This is a genomic window from Pseudomonas sp. B611, from assembly GCF_055407965.1.
In genome coordinates this window covers 52,769-71,593 of record NZ_JBUZST010000021.1, presented here as the reverse complement: position 1 = coordinate 71,593, position 18,825 = coordinate 52,769, and the positions used below count along the sequence as shown (strand labels likewise).

Genomic DNA, 18,825 nt, shown 5'->3' with positions numbered 1-18,825 from the left:
CATTATCACTAAGCCTACAGAGAAAACCAGCCACCCTTTCAGATAGGAGTGACGGGATGTTTCTTATTCTATAATCCGCAGCCTTTGTAGGGCGATTCTGTTTTTTTGGTAAGGATTACTGACCATATGCTGTTTTCATACCGAGGTGCCCTGCGTGTGGGGCTGGTATACCTGCTGGTTTCCATTGTCTGGCTCCAGCTCAGCAACCAGATATTGATCAACTTTCTCGATGAACCGAGGGAGTTGGGTCATTGGCTGCAGGTGCGCGGCTATGTGTGGGTAGCCCTCAGCGCGCTGGCCATTTACCTGCTTTGCGCGCGGTTTGACCGGGCCAACCGGCTTGCCCAGCCCCTGCAGGAAAACCGCGAACGCTTGCGCCAGGCCGCCGCCGTGTTCGACTGCACCCGCGAAGGCGTGCTGGTCACCGACGCCAAGGGCCTGATCGTGCATGTGAACCGCGCCTTTGTGGAGATCACCGGCTACCGCCGCGAAGACGTCATGGGCCAGCAGCCGAGCCTGTTCAAATCCGGGCGCCATTCATCGGGTTTTTATCAACAGATGTTCCAGGCCCTGGGTCGTACCGGTGAATGGAGCGGGGAAATCTGGAACCGACGCAAGAGCGGCGAGATTTATCCACAGTGGCAAACCATCCGCGCCGTGCAGGATGATCTCGGCCACGTCAGCCACTATGTCGCAGTGTTCTCCGATATCAGCGCCATCAAGCATTCCGAGCACGAACTGGCGCACTTGGCGCACCACGATCCGCTCACCGACCTGCCCAACCGCCTGCTGTTCACCGACCGCGCCGAGCAGGCGCTGGCCTCGGCGCAAGTGCATAAGCGCGGCTGCGCCTTGCTGCTGCTGGACCTGGACCACTTCAAGATCATCAACGACAGCCTCGGCCATAACGTCGGCGACCAACTGCTCAAGCTGGTGGGCGAGCGGCTCAAGGCCCTGTTCGGCCCCGGCGTAACCCTGGCGCGCCTGGGCGGCGACGAGTTCGCTGTGTTGGCGGAAAGTTGTCCACAGGTGGTGCAAGCCGCCGGCCTGGCGCAACGCATGCTGGACGCGATGAAACAACCGTTCATCTTTGATGGCCACCAACTGTTTATCAGCGCCAGCGTCGGCATCAGCCTGTTCCCCAGCGATGCCTTGAGCGCCGAGCAACTGCTGCGCAACGCCGACTCCGCGCTGTTCAAGGCCAAGAGCGCCGGGCGCGAAGGCTACGCGCTGTACACCGAAGAACTCACCGCCCACGCGCAAAACCGCGTGGAAATCGCCAGCGAACTGCGCCGCGCCCTCGACCAGCACGAACTGCGCGTCTACTACCAGCCCGTGCACGACCTGCAAGGCAGCCGCCTGATCGGCGTCGAGGCACTGGTGCGCTGGGAGCACCCGGAACGTGGCCTGGTGCCGCCGGGGGATTTCATTCCCATCGCCGAACGCACCGGGTTGATCGCCGACATCGACGCCTGGGTGCTGGACCAGTCTTGCCGCCAGATGGGCCAATGGCTGGCGCAGGGCGTGGCGCTGAATTTTATCGCGGTCAACGTCTCCAGCCGCCTGTTTGCCCGGCGTGAACTGTACGACCAAGTTGCCCAGGTGCTGCACGACACCGGCCTGGATCCGGCTTTCCTTGAGCTGGAAGTCACCGAAAGCGCGGTGATGGACGACCCCGAAGCCGCCCTGGAGCAACTGCACCGCCTGCGCGAACTGGGCCTGCGCCTGGCCATCGACGACTTTGGCACCGGTTATTCCTCACTGCTGCGCCTCAAGCGCCTGCCGGTGCAGAAACTCAAGATCGACCAGGGCTTTGTCGCCGGCTTGCCGTGGGACGAAGACGACGCCGCCATCGTGCGCGTGGTGATCGCCTTGGCGAAAAGCATGGGCATGCAGGTGCATGCCGAAGGGATCGAACAAGTGGAGCAGGCGCGCTTCCTGTTGGAGCATGAATGCGATCTGGGGCAGGGCTACTGGTTTGGCCGGCCCGTGCCGGCGAGTGAAATCGATTGGGCGAGGGCGCCGACCATCCGAATTTGAAATGTGGCCAAAATGTGGGAGCGGGCTTGCTCGCGAATACGGTGGTTCAGCCAGCACATGTGGCGACTGACACACCGCATTCGCGAGCAAGCCCGCTCCCACATTTGGATCTTCTCAGGGCTTAATTTCAGCGGCATCACAAAAAATCTGCACGCAACCCCACGTCCCACCAGAAAATTCTTTCTGGTTATATAAACATTCTTAAATAGTATTTTTAAGAATATCCGCGCTTATCTACTATCGCTCTCACGCCACCCGCAGTGCCGCCACTGCAAGGCACTCTTTATTTCAGGAGCGAGACCATGAGCGCATCTCTACGTAGCGTCGACGGCCAGGACGAAGCAGCCATTTTGCGTGAGATCCAGAGCGCATTGCGCGATCTGCGCTTTGGCGCAGTGGAAATCACCGTGCATAACGCGCAAGTGGTCCAGATCGAACGCAAAGAAAAATTCCGCCTGCAGAACCCGGGTAACAAACCGAGCTAAGCAGTCACGGCGATTCGCATGCTAGACCCGCACTTATAAGAAAAAGCCAACACCCAGAATTTTCAGGAGCTTCTATGTCGTCGATTCGCCGTTACGCCCTGGCCGCCCTGGCCAGCGCCGTGTTTGCAGGTTCCGCCGTTGCCAAGGACTACGAGTTGCTCAACGTCTCGTACGACCCGACCCGTGAGCTGTACCAGGACTACAACGCTGAGTTCACCAATTTCTGGAAACAGTCCCACCCCGGCGACAACGTGAAAATTCAGCAATCCCACGGTGGTTCGGGCAAGCAAGGCCGCGCCGTGATCGACGGCCTGCGCGCCGACGTAGTGACCCTGGCCCTGGCCGGCGACATCGACGAAATTGCCAAGTTGGGCAAGACCCTCCCGGAAAACTGGCAGACCCGCCTGCCGGACGCCAGCACCCCGTACACCTCGACCATCGTGTTCCTGGTGCGCAAAGGCAACCCTAAAGGCATCAAGGATTGGGGCGACCTGATCAAGAAAGACGTTTCGGTCATCACCCCGAACCCGAAAACCTCCGGCGGCGCCCGCTGGAACTTCCTCGCCGCCTGGGCCTACGGCCTCAAGGCGGGCGGCAGCGAAGCCAAGGCCCAGGAATACGTGAAAGAGCTGTTCAAACACGTACCTGTGCTGGACACCGGCGCACGTGGTTCGACCATCACCTTCGTCAACAACGGTCAGGGTGACGTGTTGCTGGCCTGGGAAAACGAAGCCTTCCTGGCGCTGAAAGAAGACGGCGGCGCCGACAAGTTCGACATCGTCGTGCCGTCCCTGTCGATCCTCGCCGAGCCGCCAGTGGCCGTGGTCGACAAGAACGCCGAGAAAAAGGGCAACACCGAAATCGCTACTGAATACCTGAAACACCTGTACAGCCCGGCTGGCCAGGAGATTGCGGCGAAGAACTTCTACCGCCCACGGGATGCGAAAGTTGCCGCCAAATACGCCCAACAGTTCCCGAAACTGGACCTGGTGACTATCGACAAAGACTTCGGCGGCTGGAAAACTGCCCAACCGAAATTCTTTAACGACGGTGGCGTGTTCGACCAGATCTACACCGCCCAATAAGCGCGGACTGGTTGTGGCGAGGGAGCTTGCTCCCGCTGGGCTGCGAAGCGGCCCCAGGATTTGGGAGCGCTTCGCGCTCCAGCGGGAGCAAGCTCCCTCGCCACACAAAGCCCGCTCCTACAGGGATCAGGAGCCCGCATTCGCTTGCGGGTTTTGCATGTCCGCTCCGCTAACCAAGGACTCTTATGTCGCGTCGTATCTCCCCCGTCATACCCGGCTTCGGGCTGACGCTGGGCTACACCGTGGTGTACCTCAGCCTGATCGTACTCATCCCCCTTGCGGCGATGTTTGTACACGCCGCTCAACTTACCTGGGATCAGTTCTGGAACATCATCTCAGCACCGCGCGTGCTGGCGGCCTTGAAGCTGAGCTTCAGCACCGCGCTGTATGCGGCACTGATCAACGGCGTGATCGGCACACTGCTGGCCTGGGTGCTGGTGCGCTACACCTTCCCCGGCCGCAAGATCATCGATGCGATGATCGACCTGCCCTTCGCCTTGCCCACCGCCGTGGCGGGTATCGCACTGACCGCCTTGTATACGCCTAACGGTTTTGTCGGCCAGTTTGCCGCCGACCTGGGCTTCAAGATCGCCTACACCCCGCTGGGCATCACCCTGGCACTGACCTTTGTCACGCTGCCATTCGTGGTGCGCACGGTGCAGCCGGTACTCGCCGATATCCCCCGGGAAATCGAAGAAGCCGCCGCCTGCCTGGGCGCCAAGCCGTTGCAGGTGTTCCGCTACATCCTCGTGCCCGCGTTGCTGCCCGCCTGGCTCACCGGCTTCGCCCTGGCGTTTGCCCGTGGCGTCGGTGAGTACGGTTCGGTGATCTTCATCGCCGGCAACATGCCGATGAAAACCGAGATCCTGCCGCTGCTGATCATGGTCAAGCTCGACCAATACGACTACCGCGGCGCCACCTCCATCGGTGTGTTGATGCTGGTGGTTTCCTTTGTCCTGCTGCTGCTGATCAACTTGTTGCAGCGGCGCATCGAACGTCCATAAGGAGGCGCGGAACATGTCCCAATCGTCTATTTCCGCCGCGTCCTCGGCCAACGCTGCCCGCCGTGGCAGCGCAGTGTCGCGACGTATCCTGATCAGCCTCGGCTGGCTGGTGTTTGCGCTGTTCCTGCTGTTGCCGCTGCTGATCGTGGTGACCCAGGGCTTGAAGAACGGCCTCGGCTCGTTCTTCACCGCGATCCTCGAACCCGACGCGCTGTCGGCGTTGAAACTCACGGTGATCGCCGTGGCGATTTCGGTGCCGCTCAATGTGGTGTTCGGTGTCAGCGCCGCCTGGTGCGTGAGCAAGTACTCGTTCCGTGGCAAGAGCATCCTGGTCACGCTGATCGACCTGCCGTTCTCGGTGTCGCCGGTGATCGCCGGTCTGGTCTACGTGTTGATGTTCGGCGCCCAGGGCTTCTTTGGCCCGTGGTTGCAGGACCATGACATCCAGATCGTGTTTGCCTTGCCCGGCATCGTGCTGGCGACCATCTTCGTCACCGTGCCGTTCGTGGCCCGTGAACTGATCCCGCTGATGCAAGAGCAGGGCACCCAGGAAGAAGAAGCCGCGCGCCTGCTGGGGGCGAATGGCTGGCAGATGTTCTGGCACGTCACCGTGCCGAACATCAAATGGGGCCTGATCTACGGCGTGGTGCTGTGTACCGCACGGGCCATGGGTGAGTTTGGCGCGGTGTCGGTGGTGTCCGGCCACATTCGCGGCGTCACCAACACCCTGCCGCTGCACGTCGAGATTCTCTACAACGAATACAACCACGTCGCCGCGTTTGCGGTGGCCAGCCTGCTGCTGATCCTGGCGCTCTTCATCCTGCTGCTCAAGCAGTGGAGCGAGAACCGTATCAACCGCCTGCGCAACAGTGCCGGTGAGGAATAAGTCATGTCGATCGAAGTCCGTAATGTCAGCAAGAACTTCAACGCCTTCAAGGCCCTGAACAGCATCAATCTGGACATCCAGAGTGGCGAGCTGGTGGCGTTGCTTGGCCCGTCCGGCTGCGGCAAGACCACCTTGCTGCGCATCATCGCCGGCCTGGAAACCCCGGATGACGGCAGCATCGTGTTCCACGGTGAAGACGTCTCCGGCCACGACGTGCGTGATCGCAACGTCGGCTTCGTGTTCCAGCACTACGCGTTGTTCCGCCACATGACCGTGTTCGACAACGTTGCCTTCGGCCTGCGCATGAAGCCGAAGAACCAGCGCCCGAGCGAAAGCCAGATCGCCAGCAAAGTCCATGAGCTGCTGAACATGGTGCAGCTGGACTGGCTGTCCGACCGCTACCCGGAACAACTCTCCGGCGGTCAGCGCCAGCGTATCGCCCTGGCCCGCGCCCTGGCGGTGGAACCGAAAGTGCTGCTGCTGGATGAACCGTTCGGCGCCCTCGACGCCAAGGTGCGTAAAGAACTGCGCCGCTGGCTCGCACGCCTGCACGAAGACATCAACCTGACCTCGGTATTCGTGACCCACGACCAGGAAGAGGCCATGGAAGTCGCCGACCGTATCGTGGTGATGAACAAAGGCGTGATCGAGCAGATCGGCTCACCGGGCGAAGTCTACGAAAACCCGGCCAGCGATTTCGTCTATCACTTCCTCGGTGATTCGAACCGTCTGCACTTGGGCGAAGACAATCACGTGTTGTTCCGCCCCCATGAAGTGTCGTTGTCGCGTCATGAACTGGAAGACCACCACGCCGCCGAAGTACGCGATATCCGCCCACTGGGTGCGACCACGCGCGTGACGTTGAAGGTGGAAGGCCAGAGCGAGCTGATCGAAGCCGAAGTGGTGAAAGACCACGACAGCCTCACCGGCCTGGCCCGTGGCGAGACGTTGTTCTTCAAGCCCAAGGTCTGGCAAAAAGCCTAACGCCCGGATGAAACCCAAGCTGTGATCGTTCCCACGCTCTGCGTGGGAATGCCGCCGGTGACGCTCTGCGTCACGCCTTCAAGAATGGACGCAGAGCGTCCAGGGATGCATTCCCACGCAGAGCGTGGGAACGATCAACTGGCCACCGCTATCGCGGGCAAGCCCGCTCCCACATTCAAATCCCACTAGGCTTTAGATCGCGGCGCGCCACCGGGCCTGAGCGTTCTTCGATCTGCTGCTTGAGGTCATGCCGCAGCCCCACCAGAAACGCCAACTCCGCCACCACAAACAACGGTCCGACGATCAGCCCCGACACATCGTCCACAAACGCCGGCTTTTTACCCTCGTAATAGTGCCCGACAAACTGAATCACCCAGCCCACCACAAACATCCCAATCCCGCTGCTCAGCCACACCAGCGTGCTCTGTGCCGCCAACACATGCCCGGCCCACACCGACAAGCCCATCAGCACCGTCATCAACACGCCGAGCGCCAGTTCCAGGCGCAGGTAGAACCACGCCGAAAACAGCGCGAGCAGCACCGCCGGTGAAATCCACAGCGCGCCCACCGGCCATTCGGGACGCGACAGCAGCACAGCCACCGCGACCACAATCAACGGGATGCCGATAAAGTGGCTGGCGATATTGCGCGGGTCTCGGTGGTAGGCAGCGTATTGGCTGAGGTGATCGACGAGGCTTTTCATTGTTGTTCCTCCTGTAGGATGTTTGATCATGCCCTGTCAGCCTTTGCCTGACTGTCAACTGGGCGACAATCTTCGGAGTTCCCATGGATGCAGCGCAATGGCCCGCGCAACTGGCGACAGGCCAGTGGTTCAGTCACCTGCCCGCACCGTTTCAGACTAGCTTGCTGGCCCACGCCCGGCTGCGCCAACTGACGGCGGGGCAATACCTGTTCAAGCGCGGCGACCCGCCGTGCGGCTTGTATGCGGTGCTCGATGGCAGCTTGCGCATCAGTGCGGTCAATGAACACGGCAAGGAAGCGGTATTGAGCCTGGTGGAGCCGCCTTTCTGGTTTGGCGAGATCTGCCTGTTCGACGGCCTGCCGCGCACCCACGACGCCTGCGCCGTCGGCCCGTGCACGCTGTTGCAGGTGCCGCAGCAGGCGCTGTTGAAAAGCCTCGATGAAAACCCGCGCTACTGGCGCGACCTGGCGTTGTTGATGAGCCAGAAGCTGCGTCTGAGCTTTATCGGCCTCGAACAATTGCGCCTGATGCCGGCGTCGGTGCGTCTGGCCCATCGCTTGCTGATGATCATTGACGGCCACGGCGACATCGAGCCCTCACGGCGCATCGTGCAACTGCCCCAGGAAGACCTCGCCGCCTTGCTGAGCCTGTCGCGCCAGACCACCAACGCCTTGCTCAAGGACCTGCAAGCCCAGGGCATCGTGCGTTTGGGCTACGGTGAGATCGAAATCCTCGACGCCGGGCGGTTGCGGGAGGCGGCGCACACCTGAGGGTGTTAGCCTGCTGGCCTGATCAATCGAGGTGTCTTATGCGCGTGCTGTTAGTGGAACATGAATCCGACGAAGCACAGCGGATGGCCCAGGGCTTGAACGAGGCCAGCTACAGCGTGGAAGTGGCGGCCAACGGCATGGCGGCCCAGCGTCTGGTCGAGGACGGCGAGTACGACCTGGTGATCCTCGATGTGATGCTGCCCGGGCTGAATGCCTGGAAATTGCAGCAGGCGATTCGCCAGAAGGGCAGCACGCCGGTGTTGTTCCTGACCACGCCCGGCGGCATTGAAGACCGGCTGCGTGGGTTGGAATTGCATGAAGATGACTACCTGCTCAAGCCGTTCGAGGCCAAGGCGTTGGTGGCGCGGGTGAGGAAAGTGTTACGGCGTGATCGTGGGCGGTGACTGATCTGACGCCTTCGCGAGCAAGCCCGCTCCCACATTTGATCGAGTTCCAACTTTGGAATGCAGTCAAATGTGGGAGCGGGCTTGCTCGCGAAGAGGCCCTCAAAAACCCCACAAATCTACCTCAACCCCTCCCGAAACTGCCCCGGCGTCACCCCCGTCCAGCGCTTGAACGCCCGACTAAAACTGCTGGTATCAGCAAACCCCAGCAAATGACTGATCTCCGCCAACGAACACTGCGGGTCCCGCAAGTGCAGCAACGCCAAATTCTCCCGGCACTCATTGAGCAACGCATCAAACCGGCAGCCTTCGTCCGCCAGATGCCGCTGCAAGCTGCGCAAGCTCAAGTGCAACGCCTGGGCGACCCGTTCTGCGCTGGGCTCGCCGTCGGGCAATTGCGCTTCGATCACCCGGCGCACCTTGCGCTCCCAGGTCAGCGGTTGCAGTTGGGCGAGGGTGCGTTTGAGCACGGTTTCATTGTGTTCGGCCAGTTCGGGGTTGGCGTCGTCGAGGTGGCTGTCGAAGTCCTGGGCAGCGAATTCCAGGCGGTCTTCCTCGGCGCCAAAAAACACTGGCGCGCGAAACACCGTGTGCCAGGGCTTGGGATCGACCGGTTGCGGACGCCGCAGGTACACGGCCAGCGGCGCATAGTCCCGGCCCAGGCGATTGCGGCACGTGCGCACATAAATCGCCGCAAACGCATCGATGGCTTCGAACGCCGGCGCCGGGCTGCCGCTGGGTTGCAGCAGGCGAAAGCGGTAGCGCTGGCCATCGCCACTCAACTCCAGGGTCAGGGCGTCGCTGACTACCTGGTGATAACGCACGATGCGCTCGAACACCTCGCGCAAACTGCCGCTGGCCACCAGCGCATAGCCCAGCGCATGAAAGGTGGTAGGGCTGACAAACCGCGACACCCGCAAGCCAATCGCCGGGTCACCGCTGGCCTGCACCGCCAGTTCCCACAGCCGCGTGGTGGCCGACAGCGGGTAGCGCGCATTCGGGTCGTCCATCTGCTGCGGGTCGAGCCCGGCTTGCGTGCACAGCGCGGCGCTGTCGAGGCCGAGGGCGTCGAGCTGCTTGCGCAGGGCGCGGGTCCAACTGGCGAGGGAGGTGGGTTCGGTCATGGCGATTGGCGCTTGCGGTCAACAGGTTGGCGTCCAGGGCTAGCGCCCTGCCAGATCGCGTGGGGCAGGATGGACGCTTCAATAACCAGAGGATGGAAGCATGGACGGTACTTCTGCAAGTCCCCAGCAGATGAACGCGCAACAGCGTTCGGCGCATATCCGTGAAGTGGTGCTGGCAGAAGGCGTGCGCTTGCGCCAGCAGCATCCCTGGCTGCTGCATCAGGACGCGCTGGGCGCGGGCATCCTGGCGTTTGCGTTGCTCGGCATGCTGGGCTCGGCAGCGCTCTACATCGAGGGTTACATGGCCTGGTGGGCGTGCCTGTTGATCAATGCGTTCCTGGCTTCACTGACCCACGAGCTGGAACACGACCTGATCCACAGCATGTACTTTCGCAAGCAGCGCATCCCCCACCACCTGATGATGGGCCTGGTGTGGCTGGCGCGGCCGAGCACGATCAACCCGTGGATTCGCCGTCACCTGCACCTCAACCATCACAAGGTGTCCGGCACTGAGGCGGATATGGAAGAACGCGCCATCACCAACGGCGAACCCTGGGGTTTTGCGCGGCTGTTGATGGTCGGCGACAACGTCATGTCGGCGTTTATCCGCCTGCTGCGGGCCAAGACCTGGAAGCACAAGTTCAGCATCCTCAAGCGCTCGCTGCTGGTGTACGCACCGCTGGCGCTGCTGCATTGGGGCGCGTGGTACGTGTTCCTCGGCTTCCACGCGGCCAATGGCGTCGCCAGCCTGCTGGGCGCGCCCATCGAGTGGTCAGCCACGACGTTGCAGGTGATGCAGGTGATCGACATCGCCGCCGTGGTGATCATCGGCCCCAATGTGCTGCGCACCTTTTGCCTGCACTTTGTCAGCTCCAACATGCACTACTACGGCGATGTGGAATTGGGCAATGTGATCCAGCAGACCCAGGTGTTGAACCCGTGGTGGCTGTGGCCGTTGCAGGCGTTCTGCTTCAACTTTGGTAGCACCCATGGCATCCATCATTTTGTGGTGAAGGAGCCGTTCTATATCCGCCAGATGACCGCCAAGGTGGCGCACAAGGTCATGGCGCAGATGGGCGTGCGCTTCAATGATTTCGGGACGTTTGCGCGGGCCAATCGGCTTGGCTTTCCACCGCCAGCAGCGTCTCGATCAACGCCTTCGCCGCAGGCGACAAGCGCGCCCCAGCGCGGCTGATCACCCCGCAGCGGTTGCTCAAGCTATCGAGGGCGTGGGGCAGGTTGCGCCAGTGCAGCACCTGCAACGCGCCGCTGGCGAAGTCATCGACGAAGGCTTCTTCGGCGCCCAGGCCAATCGCATCGGACTGGCGCACGATGCTCGCCAGCGCGGCGAACTGTTCCAACTCGATGGCGGGGGCAAAGTCGATGCGCCCGCTGAGGTTGGCCAACAGCTTGCGAATGCCCGGCGCGATCAGCGGCGTGGCCAGCGGGTAGCCGAACAGGTCGTTGGTGGACAGGCTGTCCTTGGCCAGCAGCGGGTGCCCGGCCCGGCAGAAAAACACGCTGCGCCGGGGCGTCAGGGCCTGGGTCTGGAAGTTCGGGTCGGCTTCGAAGTGGCGCACATCGGCGATAAAAAATTCGATCTCTTCGCGGCTCAGGCTGCGCCCGAGCCGTTCCCAGTTATCCACCTGCAAGGCACTGCGCACCTTGGGGTAGGCGCCGACAAACCGCGCCAGGGCCTCGGGCAGCAGGTTGACCGCCGCCACCACGTCGCAGCCCAAACGCACTTCGCCGGCATCGAGCTTGGTCATGCGCGTGACTTCGTGGCTCAGCAACGCCGCGCCTTGCACCAGGCTCAGGGCATGTTGCAGCACCACCTGGCCTTCCGGGGTCGGGCGCAGCTCCTTGTGGGCGCGGTCCACCAGCACGCAGCCGAACTCTTGCTCCAGGCCCTGGATGCTGCGGCTGAACGCCGGTTGCGTGATGCCCATGGCGTCCGCGGCGCGCACAAAACTGCGGTGCTCGTTGAGCGCAATGAAATAGCGCAGTTGGCGAAGATCCATGGGGGGCCCGGCGTCCAAGAGGAGAACCGGGATTTTAAGCGGCGTGCTTATTCCGTCAATGAAGCATGTTTGTTTTATCTAGATCTTAAACGCATAACTATAGAGCGGGCGCCGTGCGGTAGGTCGCCGGGCTGAATACCCGTGTGACCACCAGCATCGCCACGGCGGTGACGGCCAGCACCACCCAGGCGCTGACAAAGTTGCCGGTGAGTTCGCGCAACCAGCCGGTCATCCACGGCGACACGGCGTTGATCAAGAAGCCCACGCCCTGCACAAAGGCCGCCAATTGCCCGGCCTGGCGCGGGTCGCGATGGTGGTCGAGGGTCAGCAGCAGGCTCAGGGCAAAACACGCGCCGAGGCCAAAACCACACAACGCGACCCACAGATGGGGAAATTGCAGCGGCGCAATGATCAAGCCCAGATAACCCACGGTTTGCGCCAACAGGCTGATGCCGAGCAACGGCCGCCGGTCGATCCCGCGTTGTGCCAGCACCGGCATCAACAGCGCGGCGAGCACCTGGAAGATGGTCATGAACGCCAGCAACGAACCGCTGGGCAGCACGCCCCAGCCCAACTGCTGATAGAACGCCGGCAGCCACGCCACCAGGCTCATATAGCCGCAGTTCACTAGGCCGAAATACAGCGCCAGCAACCACGCGCGGCGATTGCGCAGGCCCTTGAACGCGGGGATCTCCTTGGCGCTTTTTTCCGCCCCCAGTGGCAACCAGGCCCACAGCAACAATGCGCCCAACGCCGGCAACAGCCACACGCCCAGGCCCGCCTGCCAATCCCCGAACTGCGTGGCCACCAGCGGGCTGAGCAGCGCCGCGAGCCCGCCGCCGGCCATCAACGAAGCCGAATACACGCCCATCGCCACCGGCACGCGGTGCTGGAATTCGCGCTTGATCATCGCCGGCACCAACGCCTGGATCAGCGCCACGCCAGCGCCGCCCAGCAACGCCGTCACCAGCAGCGCCGCGCCCTGGCCCATCAGCCAGCGGGCGAGGCACGCCAGCAGGATCATCATCAGGCCCAAGGCGATACCGCGCCGCTCACCCAACTGCGCCTCGACACGCACGCCGACCAACGCCACCAAGCCCATGCAAATCACCGGCAGGCTGGTGAGCAAGGCGCTGCTCTGGAAACTCAAGCCCGTGGCCAGGCGAATCTCGCCGAGCAAAGGGCTGATGGAGCTGAGGATCGGCCGCAGGTTGAGGCCCAGCACAATCAGCAGGCCCCAGCCGGCGAAGGATTTATTGAGGGTCATGCAGCGCCCTTGCGGCAGGAAAATGGAGGGTGAGTATGGGCAGCGCTGCAGGTATTCTGAAATTAAATATAACCATGAAAACCAGTGGCAAATGGAATGGTGAGCGCCATGTTCGATCCCGTGTTGTTACGCAGCTTTGTCGCCGTGGTGGATTGCGGCAACTTCACCCGCGCCGCCGAGCGCCTGCACTTGACCCAATCCACTGTGAGCCAGCAGATCCGCCGCCTGGAAGACGTCGCCGGCTGCCAGTTGCTCGACCGCGACCAGCGCCGTGTGGTCGCCACCGCCGAGGGTGAACGCCTGCTGGCCTACGCGCGGCGCATCCTCGCGCTGCATGAAGAGGCCGCCGACGTGTTGATCAACCAGCAAAGCGACGGCGTGTTGCGCCTCGGTGTGCCGGAAGACTTTGCCTCCGAGCGCCTGATGCCCTTGCTGTCGGCGTTTGTGCTGGCGTATCCACGGGTGCGGCTGGAAGTCACCAGCGGCCTCGGCCCGGAGTTGCAGCGCCAGTACCGCAGCGGCGAATTCGACGTGTTGCTGGTCAAGCAAATGGGCGACAGCGACGACTGCCTGGCCTCGTGGCCGGAACCGCTGTGTTGGGTGGACAGCCGCAGCACGCCGTCCCTGGGGCGTGATCCGCTGCCGTTGGTGGCGTTCCCGGTGGGCGGGTTGTACCGCAATGAAATGCTGCAACACCTGGAAGTGGGCGGCTGGCGCTGGCGCATCGGCTATTCCAGCGCGAGCCTGGCCAGTGTGTGTTCGGCGGTGGCGGCGGGGTTGGGGATCAGCTTGTTGCCGCGTCGTGTGGTGCAGGCGGGGCACTTGATCCTTGGCGACGACAGCGGTTTGCCGGCGGTGCAGGGCGTGCGCCTGGCGTTGTATGCGCGCAGCGGCTTGGGCGCGGCGGGGCAGTGTTTGCAAAGCGAGTTGTTCGATTTATGCGCAAACAACCCCCATTGATGCATGCCTTTGCGGAATATTTTGTATGCCTGCAAAGCATTGAAAAAAAACGCCTCGGCGCCAGGCCACGGAAGACGTGGCCTTGGCGTTTCTGAATGTTTCGTTTATTCAATTTAGATCTATGTATAACTTTAAAGATTACTTTAAGAGATAAGCGTCTGGCCCCGATGATTCAGCCCTCGACGGCCTTCCACGCAGGCCCGTCGGTTTTTTGGTTTCAAAACCGTAGGGAGTGAATCAATGGGCAATGTCCAGACCGCCGCCAGTGCACAAGAGGCGCAATGGCGCCAGGCACCGAGTGGTGAGTTGGTCGACCTTGGCCGGCCGCACCGCGCGCCGTTGGGGCAACTGCGAACGCAGCAAACCCCCAAGCGTTTCTCCAGCCGTCGCGAAGGCATTTTGCTGGGCTTGCTGGTGTTGGCCCTGCACGGTGCGGTGATCTATTGGGTGGCGCAGAAGCCCACGCCGGTGCTGCCGATCGTGCCGCCGGAAATTCCGCCGATGACCATCGAATTTTCCCAGCCGGCGCCGCCGGTGGTTGAACCGCCACCGCCTGTGCCGCCACCACCGCCGCCGCCTGTGGTCGAGCCACCGCCGCCCGTGGTGGATGAATTGGCCGCCAAGCCGGCGCCGCCAAAACCGATTCCAAAACCCAAGCCAAAGCCCGTGCCGAAGCCTGAGCCCAAGCCCGCCCCGAAACCGGTCGAGCAACCGCCCGCGCCTCCGACACCCGCCCCGCCCGCGCCGCCTGCTCCACCGGCGCCGGCCCCGGTCACACCCGCTTCGGCCAACGCCGCGTACTTGAAGAACCCGGCGCCCGAATACCCGTCACTGGCCCAGCGCCGGGGCTGGGAAGGCACGGTGTTGCTGCGGGTACACGTGCTGGCCAGCGGTAAGCCGGGCGAGATCCAGATCCAGAAAAGCAGCGGTCGCCAGCAACTCGACGACGCCGCATTGGCAGCGGTGAAGCGCTGGAGCTTCGTACCGGCCAAGCAGGGCGACGTGGCCCAGGACGGCTGGGTCAGCGTCCCGATCGATTTCAAGATTCACTAACTATTCGGCTGCGGTGTGTTGCACACGCCGCGACCTGCACAGAGGGAACACATCATGGCATTAGCATCTCCACTTGAATCCATCGAAAGCGCGGTGATCTGGCTGCTGGTGGTCTTTTCGGTCGCGACCTGGGGCCTGGCGTTGTTGAAGGGCGTGCAGTTCGGTCGCCTCAAGGCGCAGGATCGCAAGTTCCACAAACAGTTCTGGGCGGCGTCGAGTCTCGACTCGGCCGCCGAGCTGGCAGAGACCCAACCTGGCGCCGCTGCTCGTGTGGCCCAGGCTGGCTACGCGGCGATCCAGGTCGGTGAAACCCCGCACGCTGCGGATTTGAGCCAGGCCATCAACCATCAGGACCGCCTCGAACGCGCCCTGCGCCAGCAGATCGTGCGTGAGCGTCGCTCCCTGGAAACCGGCCTGGCCGTGGTCGCCAGTATCGGCAGCACCTCGCCGTTCATCGGCCTGTTCGGCACCGTGTGGGGCATCATGGAAGCCCTCAAAGGCATCAGCGCCGCCGGCTCCGCCAGCCTCGAAACCGTGGCCGGGCCGATTGGTGCCGCGCTGGTTGCAACGGGCGTCGGTATCGCCGTCGCGGTGCCGGCGGTGCTGGTCTACAACTACTTCCTGCGTCGTCTCAAACTGACCGCAGCCGACCTCGACGACTTCGCCCACGACTTCTACAGCCTCGCGCAGAAAAATTCGTTCCGCGTGCTGCTGCACCCGGCACTGAACAAAACCGCTGCCGGCACCCCGCAAAAAGTGAAGGAGGCGTCCTGACATGGCCTTCTCCACCCAAGACAGTGATGAGGTACTGAGCGAGATCAACGTCACGCCGCTGGTGGACGTGATGCTGGTGCTGCTGGTGGTGTTTATCGTCACCGCGCCGCTGCTGACCAACGCGATCCCGATCAACCTGCCCAAGACCGAGGCCGTGGCCCCGGTGGAGCAGAAGGACCCGCTGGTGGTCAGCATCGACGGCGCCGGCAAGGTGTTTATCAACAAGGACGAAATCCAGCCGGATCTGCTGGAATTCAATCTGCAGGCGGCCAAGGCCAAGGACCCCGATGTGCGGGTGCAACTGCAGGCTGACGATGGTGTGAACTACGGCGAAGTGGCGAGAGCCATGGCGTCGATCGAACGCGCGGGGATTACCAAGTTGTCGGTGATAACCGCTCGTTAGTTTCAGAAAGCCGCGACAATTTTTTGGCCGTCTCCTTGGCAGGGTGCGGCCTTTTTTTTGCCTGCGATGATCGTTCCCACGCTCTGCGTGGGAACGCCGCTTTGGACGCTCGGCGTCCGTTCTCAAGGTCGTGACGCGGAGCGTCACAGGATGCATTCCCACGCGGAGCGTGGGAACGATCAATCAGGAATGAGTTTTTGGTTATTAATAAATAGCTTCTTATTCCTTAACGAATATAAAACCCGTCCCTATACTGTCCTACAACGTTAAACGCTGCAGGAGGGCACACCCATGCACAGCGAGTCGATTCGTTATCTGATCGTGCCGGGCTGGCAAGGATCGCCAGAAGATCATTGGCAAAGTCATTGGCAGAGTAGCCTGCCCAACAGCGCCCGCGTGGAACAGGCCGATTGGCTGACGCCGCGCCGCGAAGATTGGGTGGCCGCGCTGGCCGAGGCCATCGCTGCCGACAGCACGCCGGTGATCCTGATCGCCCATAGCCTGGGTTGCATCACCGTGGCGCATTGGGCGGCGACGGCTCCCGTGCAGTTCTTGCGGCAGGTGCGTGGCGCCTTGCTGGTGGCGCCGGCCGATGTCGAACGACCTGCTTGCTCGCCGGCCCTGCGCAATTTCGCGCCGATTCCTACCGACCTGCTGCCGTTTCCGAGCCAGGTGGTCAGCTCCGACAATGACAGTGCCGTCAGCGCCCCGAGGGCCCTGGAGTTGGCACGTCAGTGGGGCGCCGAAGCCGGCATCCTGTCGGGCGCGGGGCATATCAATGTGAAGTCCGGCCACCAGCGCTGGGAGCAGGGTTTTGCCTACCTCTATCGCCTGCAAAACCGCCTTGAGCACCACGCCCGCCGTAGTGCCTGAACATTTTTCGACGCCCCGTCCCTGAGTGGAGCCGGGGCGGGAGCCTGCCATGAGTCTGCATGAAACCTACGGCCAGCCGTTGCTGACCTTTCCCGACGCCGATAAAAGCCCACTGAGCATTCGCGCCAAGGCGCTGGTGTTTGTCGACCCACGTTCGCGCCAACTGCGCGAAGACCTCGAAAGCCTCGCGCCGCGCGCCTTGCCCGTGTTGATTCGCGGCGAGACCGGTAGCGGTAAAGAACTGCTGGCGCGGCATATCCACCGTGGCAGTGATCGTGGCGGCTTGTTTGTCTCGGTCAACTGCGGCGCTATCAGCCCGACCTATGCCGATGCCGAGCTGTTCGGTTACGCCGCCGGCAGCCACAGCGGCGCAGCGAGCAGCCGTGCCGGCTGGTTTGGTTCGGCCAACGGCGGCACCTTGTACCTGGACGAGATCGGCGACTTGCCGCTGCCGATCCAGGTCAAATTGCTCGCCGCCCTGGAAAACCACGAAGTCACCCGCGTCGGCGCGCATCAGCCGAGCCCGGTGGACGTGCGCCTGGTCGCTGCCACCAGCATCGACCTGGCCCAGGCCGTGGCGGCGGGCAAGTTTCATGAGCGCCTGTTTCATTACCTGAGCGAAGGCCAACTGGAACTACCGGCGCTGCGCGAACGGGTGGGCGATATCTTGTCCCTGGCGGAATATTTCCTCGGTATCTACAGCCAGCGCCTGGACCTGCCGGTGCCGCTGATCAGCGACGCCGCCCAGCAGGTGCTGGAACAGCACAGCTGGCCGGGCAATACCCGTGAGCTGGAAAACGTTATTCACTTTGCATTGCTGGTGAGCAGTGGCGATGAGATCTTGCCCGAGCATTTGAATTTGCCAGTGGCGGGCTCGCCGCTGGAGCAAGTGCGGCGGATCTTCAACGCCGCCAGCCCGGCTGAGCAGAAAACCCTGAGAAAATTCCTACATGAACAAAATGGAATATCAACGTGAATAAAAGATATTGTTCGGGAATAAAAAATCTAGGTATTGTCCGTTTCACGCCGCGATAGCACATCGCTGGCACACCACATGAAAAGCGGCCGTCACCGACGCCCCGGAATTAAGGACACTGCATGAAAAAGGTTCTATTGTTTACCGCTCTGGCGGCTGCCCTGACTGCAAGCTTCGCCCAAGCCAACGAGAAACTGGTGGTTGCCGCCACGCCGATCCCGCACGCGGAGATCCTTGAGCTGATCAAGCCGACCCTGGCCAAAGAAGGCGTGGACCTGCAGATCAAAGTCTTCACCGATTACGTTCAGCCCAACGTACAAGTGGCCGAGAAGCGTCTGGACGCCAACTACTTCCAGACCCTGCCGTACCTGGAAAACTTCAACAAAGGTAAAGGCACAAACCTGACCACCGTGGTCGGCGTGCACGTTGAACCGTTCGGCGCCTACTCGAAGAAGATCAAGAACATCTCCGAGCTGAAAGACGGCGCCACCGTGGCCATCCCGAACGAAGGCTCCAACAGCGGCCGCGCCCTGTTGCTGCTGCAAAAGGCTGGCGTGATCACCCTGAAAGATCCGAAAAACGCCCTGGCTACGCCGAAAGACATCGCCAGCAACCCGAAGAACCTGAAGTTCAAAGAGCTGGAATCGGCCCTGTTGCCACGCGTGCTGGACCAGGTCGACCTGGACCTGATCAACACCAACTACGCCCTGGAAGCTGGCCTGAACCCGGCGAAAGACGCGCTGTTGATCGAAGGTGCTGATTCTCCGTATGTGAACTACCTGGTGGCACGTCCGGACAACAAGGACAGCGATGCGATCCAGAAACTGTCCAAGGCCCTGACCAGCCCGGAAGTCAAAGCCTTCATCGAGAAGAAATACAGCGGCGCTGTGCTGCCGGCGTTCTGATGTAGCTGAAAACCCCCTTCAAGGTTTCAACGCCGACGGCTTCTACAGCGTCGGCGTTTTTTATTGCCTGGACTTTGGAATGCAGTCAAACCTGTGGGAGCTGGCTTG

General features: G+C 62.1%; 20 protein-coding genes. 16 read left to right on the top strand and 4 right to left on the bottom strand.

Annotated features, from left to right (window positions below):
• Positions 1–126 precede the first annotated feature (126 nt).
• From dibA to ACZRMO_RS26785, 6 genes are all read left to right on the top strand, one after another.
• The gene (dibA, locus tag ACZRMO_RS26810) at positions 127–2,040 is read left to right on the top strand and encodes a phosphodiesterase DibA (protein WP_463974845.1); all 1,914 of its coding nucleotides are present in this window, start codon (positions 127–129) and stop codon (positions 2,038–2,040) included.
• Between the two features lie 302 nt (positions 2,041–2,342).
• Positions 2,343–2,525, top strand: a complete 183-nt coding sequence (oscA, locus tag ACZRMO_RS26805) for a sulfur starvation response protein OscA (RefSeq protein WP_003170956.1) — start codon at positions 2,343–2,345, stop codon at positions 2,523–2,525.
• 74 nt (positions 2,526–2,599) lie between these two features.
• Positions 2,600–3,610 carry a sulfate ABC transporter substrate-binding protein gene (locus ACZRMO_RS26800; RefSeq protein WP_016975030.1) on the top strand — a complete coding sequence of 337 codons (1,011 nt, stop codon included), beginning with the start codon at positions 2,600–2,602 and terminating at the stop codon, positions 3,608–3,610.
• Positions 3,611–3,795: 185 nt separating this feature from the next.
• Entirely contained in the window at positions 3,796–4,614 is an 819-nt protein-coding gene (gene cysT, locus ACZRMO_RS26795) for a sulfate ABC transporter permease subunit CysT (RefSeq protein ID WP_017736173.1), read from the top strand.
• Positions 4,615–4,627: 13 nt separating this feature from the next.
• Entirely contained in the window at positions 4,628–5,500 is an 873-nt protein-coding gene (gene cysW, locus ACZRMO_RS26790; RefSeq protein WP_017736172.1) for a sulfate ABC transporter permease subunit CysW, read from the top strand.
• Positions 5,501–5,503: 3 nt separating this feature from the next.
• Positions 5,504–6,484 carry a sulfate/molybdate ABC transporter ATP-binding protein gene (locus tag ACZRMO_RS26785; RefSeq protein ID WP_017736171.1) on the top strand — a complete coding sequence of 327 codons (981 nt, stop codon included), beginning with the start codon at positions 5,504–5,506 and terminating at the stop codon, positions 6,482–6,484.
• A gap of 175 nt (positions 6,485–6,659) precedes the next feature.
• Here the strand turns inward: ACZRMO_RS26785 and ACZRMO_RS26780 are convergent, their stop codons facing one another.
• Positions 6,660–7,187, bottom strand: coding sequence for an Mpo1 family 2-hydroxy fatty acid dioxygenase (locus ACZRMO_RS26780; RefSeq protein ID WP_463974844.1), 528 nt, complete (start codon positions 7,185–7,187; stop codon positions 6,660–6,662).
• An 83-nt stretch (positions 7,188–7,270) separates the two neighbouring features.
• On the opposite strand from ACZRMO_RS26780, the gene ACZRMO_RS26775 reads away from it, so the two are divergent.
• Together ACZRMO_RS26775 and ACZRMO_RS26770 are read left to right on the top strand one after the other, a co-directional pair.
• On the top strand, positions 7,271–7,957 hold the full coding sequence (locus tag ACZRMO_RS26775) for a Crp/Fnr family transcriptional regulator (RefSeq protein WP_463974843.1): 687 nt from the start codon (positions 7,271–7,273) through the stop codon (positions 7,955–7,957).
• Positions 7,958–7,995: 38 nt separating this feature from the next.
• Positions 7,996–8,361 (top strand): response regulator, encoded by a 366-nt coding sequence (locus ACZRMO_RS26770; protein ID WP_463974842.1) that lies wholly within the window; start codon positions 7,996–7,998, stop codon positions 8,359–8,361.
• Positions 8,362–8,480: 119 nt separating this feature from the next.
• Here the strand turns inward: ACZRMO_RS26770 and ACZRMO_RS26765 are convergent, their stop codons facing one another.
• Entirely contained in the window at positions 8,481–9,485 is a 1,005-nt protein-coding gene (locus ACZRMO_RS26765) for an AraC family transcriptional regulator (RefSeq protein WP_463974841.1), read from the bottom strand.
• 100 nt (positions 9,486–9,585) lie between these two features.
• Here ACZRMO_RS26765 and ACZRMO_RS26760 point away from each other — a divergent pair, with 100 nt between their 5' ends.
• Entirely contained in the window at positions 9,586–10,680 is a 1,095-nt protein-coding gene (locus ACZRMO_RS26760) for a fatty acid desaturase (protein WP_463974840.1), read from the top strand.
• On the opposite strand, the gene ACZRMO_RS26755 is transcribed toward ACZRMO_RS26760, so the two are convergent.
• Both ACZRMO_RS26755 and ACZRMO_RS26750 read right to left on the bottom strand, forming a co-directional pair.
• Positions 10,571–11,506, bottom strand: coding sequence for a LysR family transcriptional regulator (locus ACZRMO_RS26755; protein ID WP_463974839.1), 936 nt, complete (start codon positions 11,504–11,506; stop codon positions 10,571–10,573). The genes ACZRMO_RS26760 and ACZRMO_RS26755 overlap by 110 nt on opposite strands.
• Before the next feature lie 97 nt (positions 11,507–11,603).
• Positions 11,604–12,773, bottom strand: coding sequence for a CynX/NimT family MFS transporter (locus ACZRMO_RS26750; RefSeq protein ID WP_207040928.1), 1,170 nt, complete (start codon positions 12,771–12,773; stop codon positions 11,604–11,606).
• A 108-nt stretch (positions 12,774–12,881) separates the two neighbouring features.
• On the opposite strand from ACZRMO_RS26750, the gene ACZRMO_RS26745 reads away from it, so the two are divergent.
• The 7 genes from ACZRMO_RS26745 to ACZRMO_RS26715 all read left to right on the top strand — a co-directional run bounded on the left by ACZRMO_RS26745 (position 12,882) and on the right by ACZRMO_RS26715 (position 18,717).
• Entirely contained in the window at positions 12,882–13,733 is an 852-nt protein-coding gene (locus ACZRMO_RS26745; protein ID WP_463974838.1) for a LysR family transcriptional regulator, read from the top strand.
• A 240-nt stretch (positions 13,734–13,973) separates the two neighbouring features.
• Positions 13,974–14,786, top strand: coding sequence for an energy transducer TonB (locus ACZRMO_RS26740; RefSeq protein ID WP_463974837.1), 813 nt, complete (start codon positions 13,974–13,976; stop codon positions 14,784–14,786).
• 51 nt (positions 14,787–14,837) lie between these two features.
• A complete protein-coding gene (locus ACZRMO_RS26735; RefSeq protein WP_124526310.1) occupies positions 14,838–15,560 on the top strand; it encodes a MotA/TolQ/ExbB proton channel family protein in 723 nt (240 codons plus the stop codon).
• Between the two features lies 1 nt (position 15,561).
• On the top strand, positions 15,562–15,963 hold the full coding sequence (locus tag ACZRMO_RS26730) for an ExbD/TolR family protein (RefSeq protein ID WP_124526239.1): 402 nt from the start codon (positions 15,562–15,564) through the stop codon (positions 15,961–15,963).
• Positions 15,964–16,254: 291 nt separating this feature from the next.
• Positions 16,255–16,836: an alpha/beta hydrolase gene (locus ACZRMO_RS26725; RefSeq protein ID WP_463974836.1), complete on the top strand. Its 582-nt coding sequence runs from the start codon at positions 16,255–16,257 to the stop codon at positions 16,834–16,836.
• Between the two features lie 49 nt (positions 16,837–16,885).
• Positions 16,886–17,812, top strand: a complete 927-nt coding sequence (locus tag ACZRMO_RS26720; protein WP_463974835.1) for a sigma 54-interacting transcriptional regulator — start codon at positions 16,886–16,888, stop codon at positions 17,810–17,812.
• Positions 17,813–17,934: 122 nt separating this feature from the next.
• Positions 17,935–18,717: a MetQ/NlpA family ABC transporter substrate-binding protein gene (locus ACZRMO_RS26715; RefSeq protein WP_017736875.1), complete on the top strand. Its 783-nt coding sequence runs from the start codon at positions 17,935–17,937 to the stop codon at positions 18,715–18,717.
• Positions 18,718–18,825 lie beyond the last annotated feature (108 nt).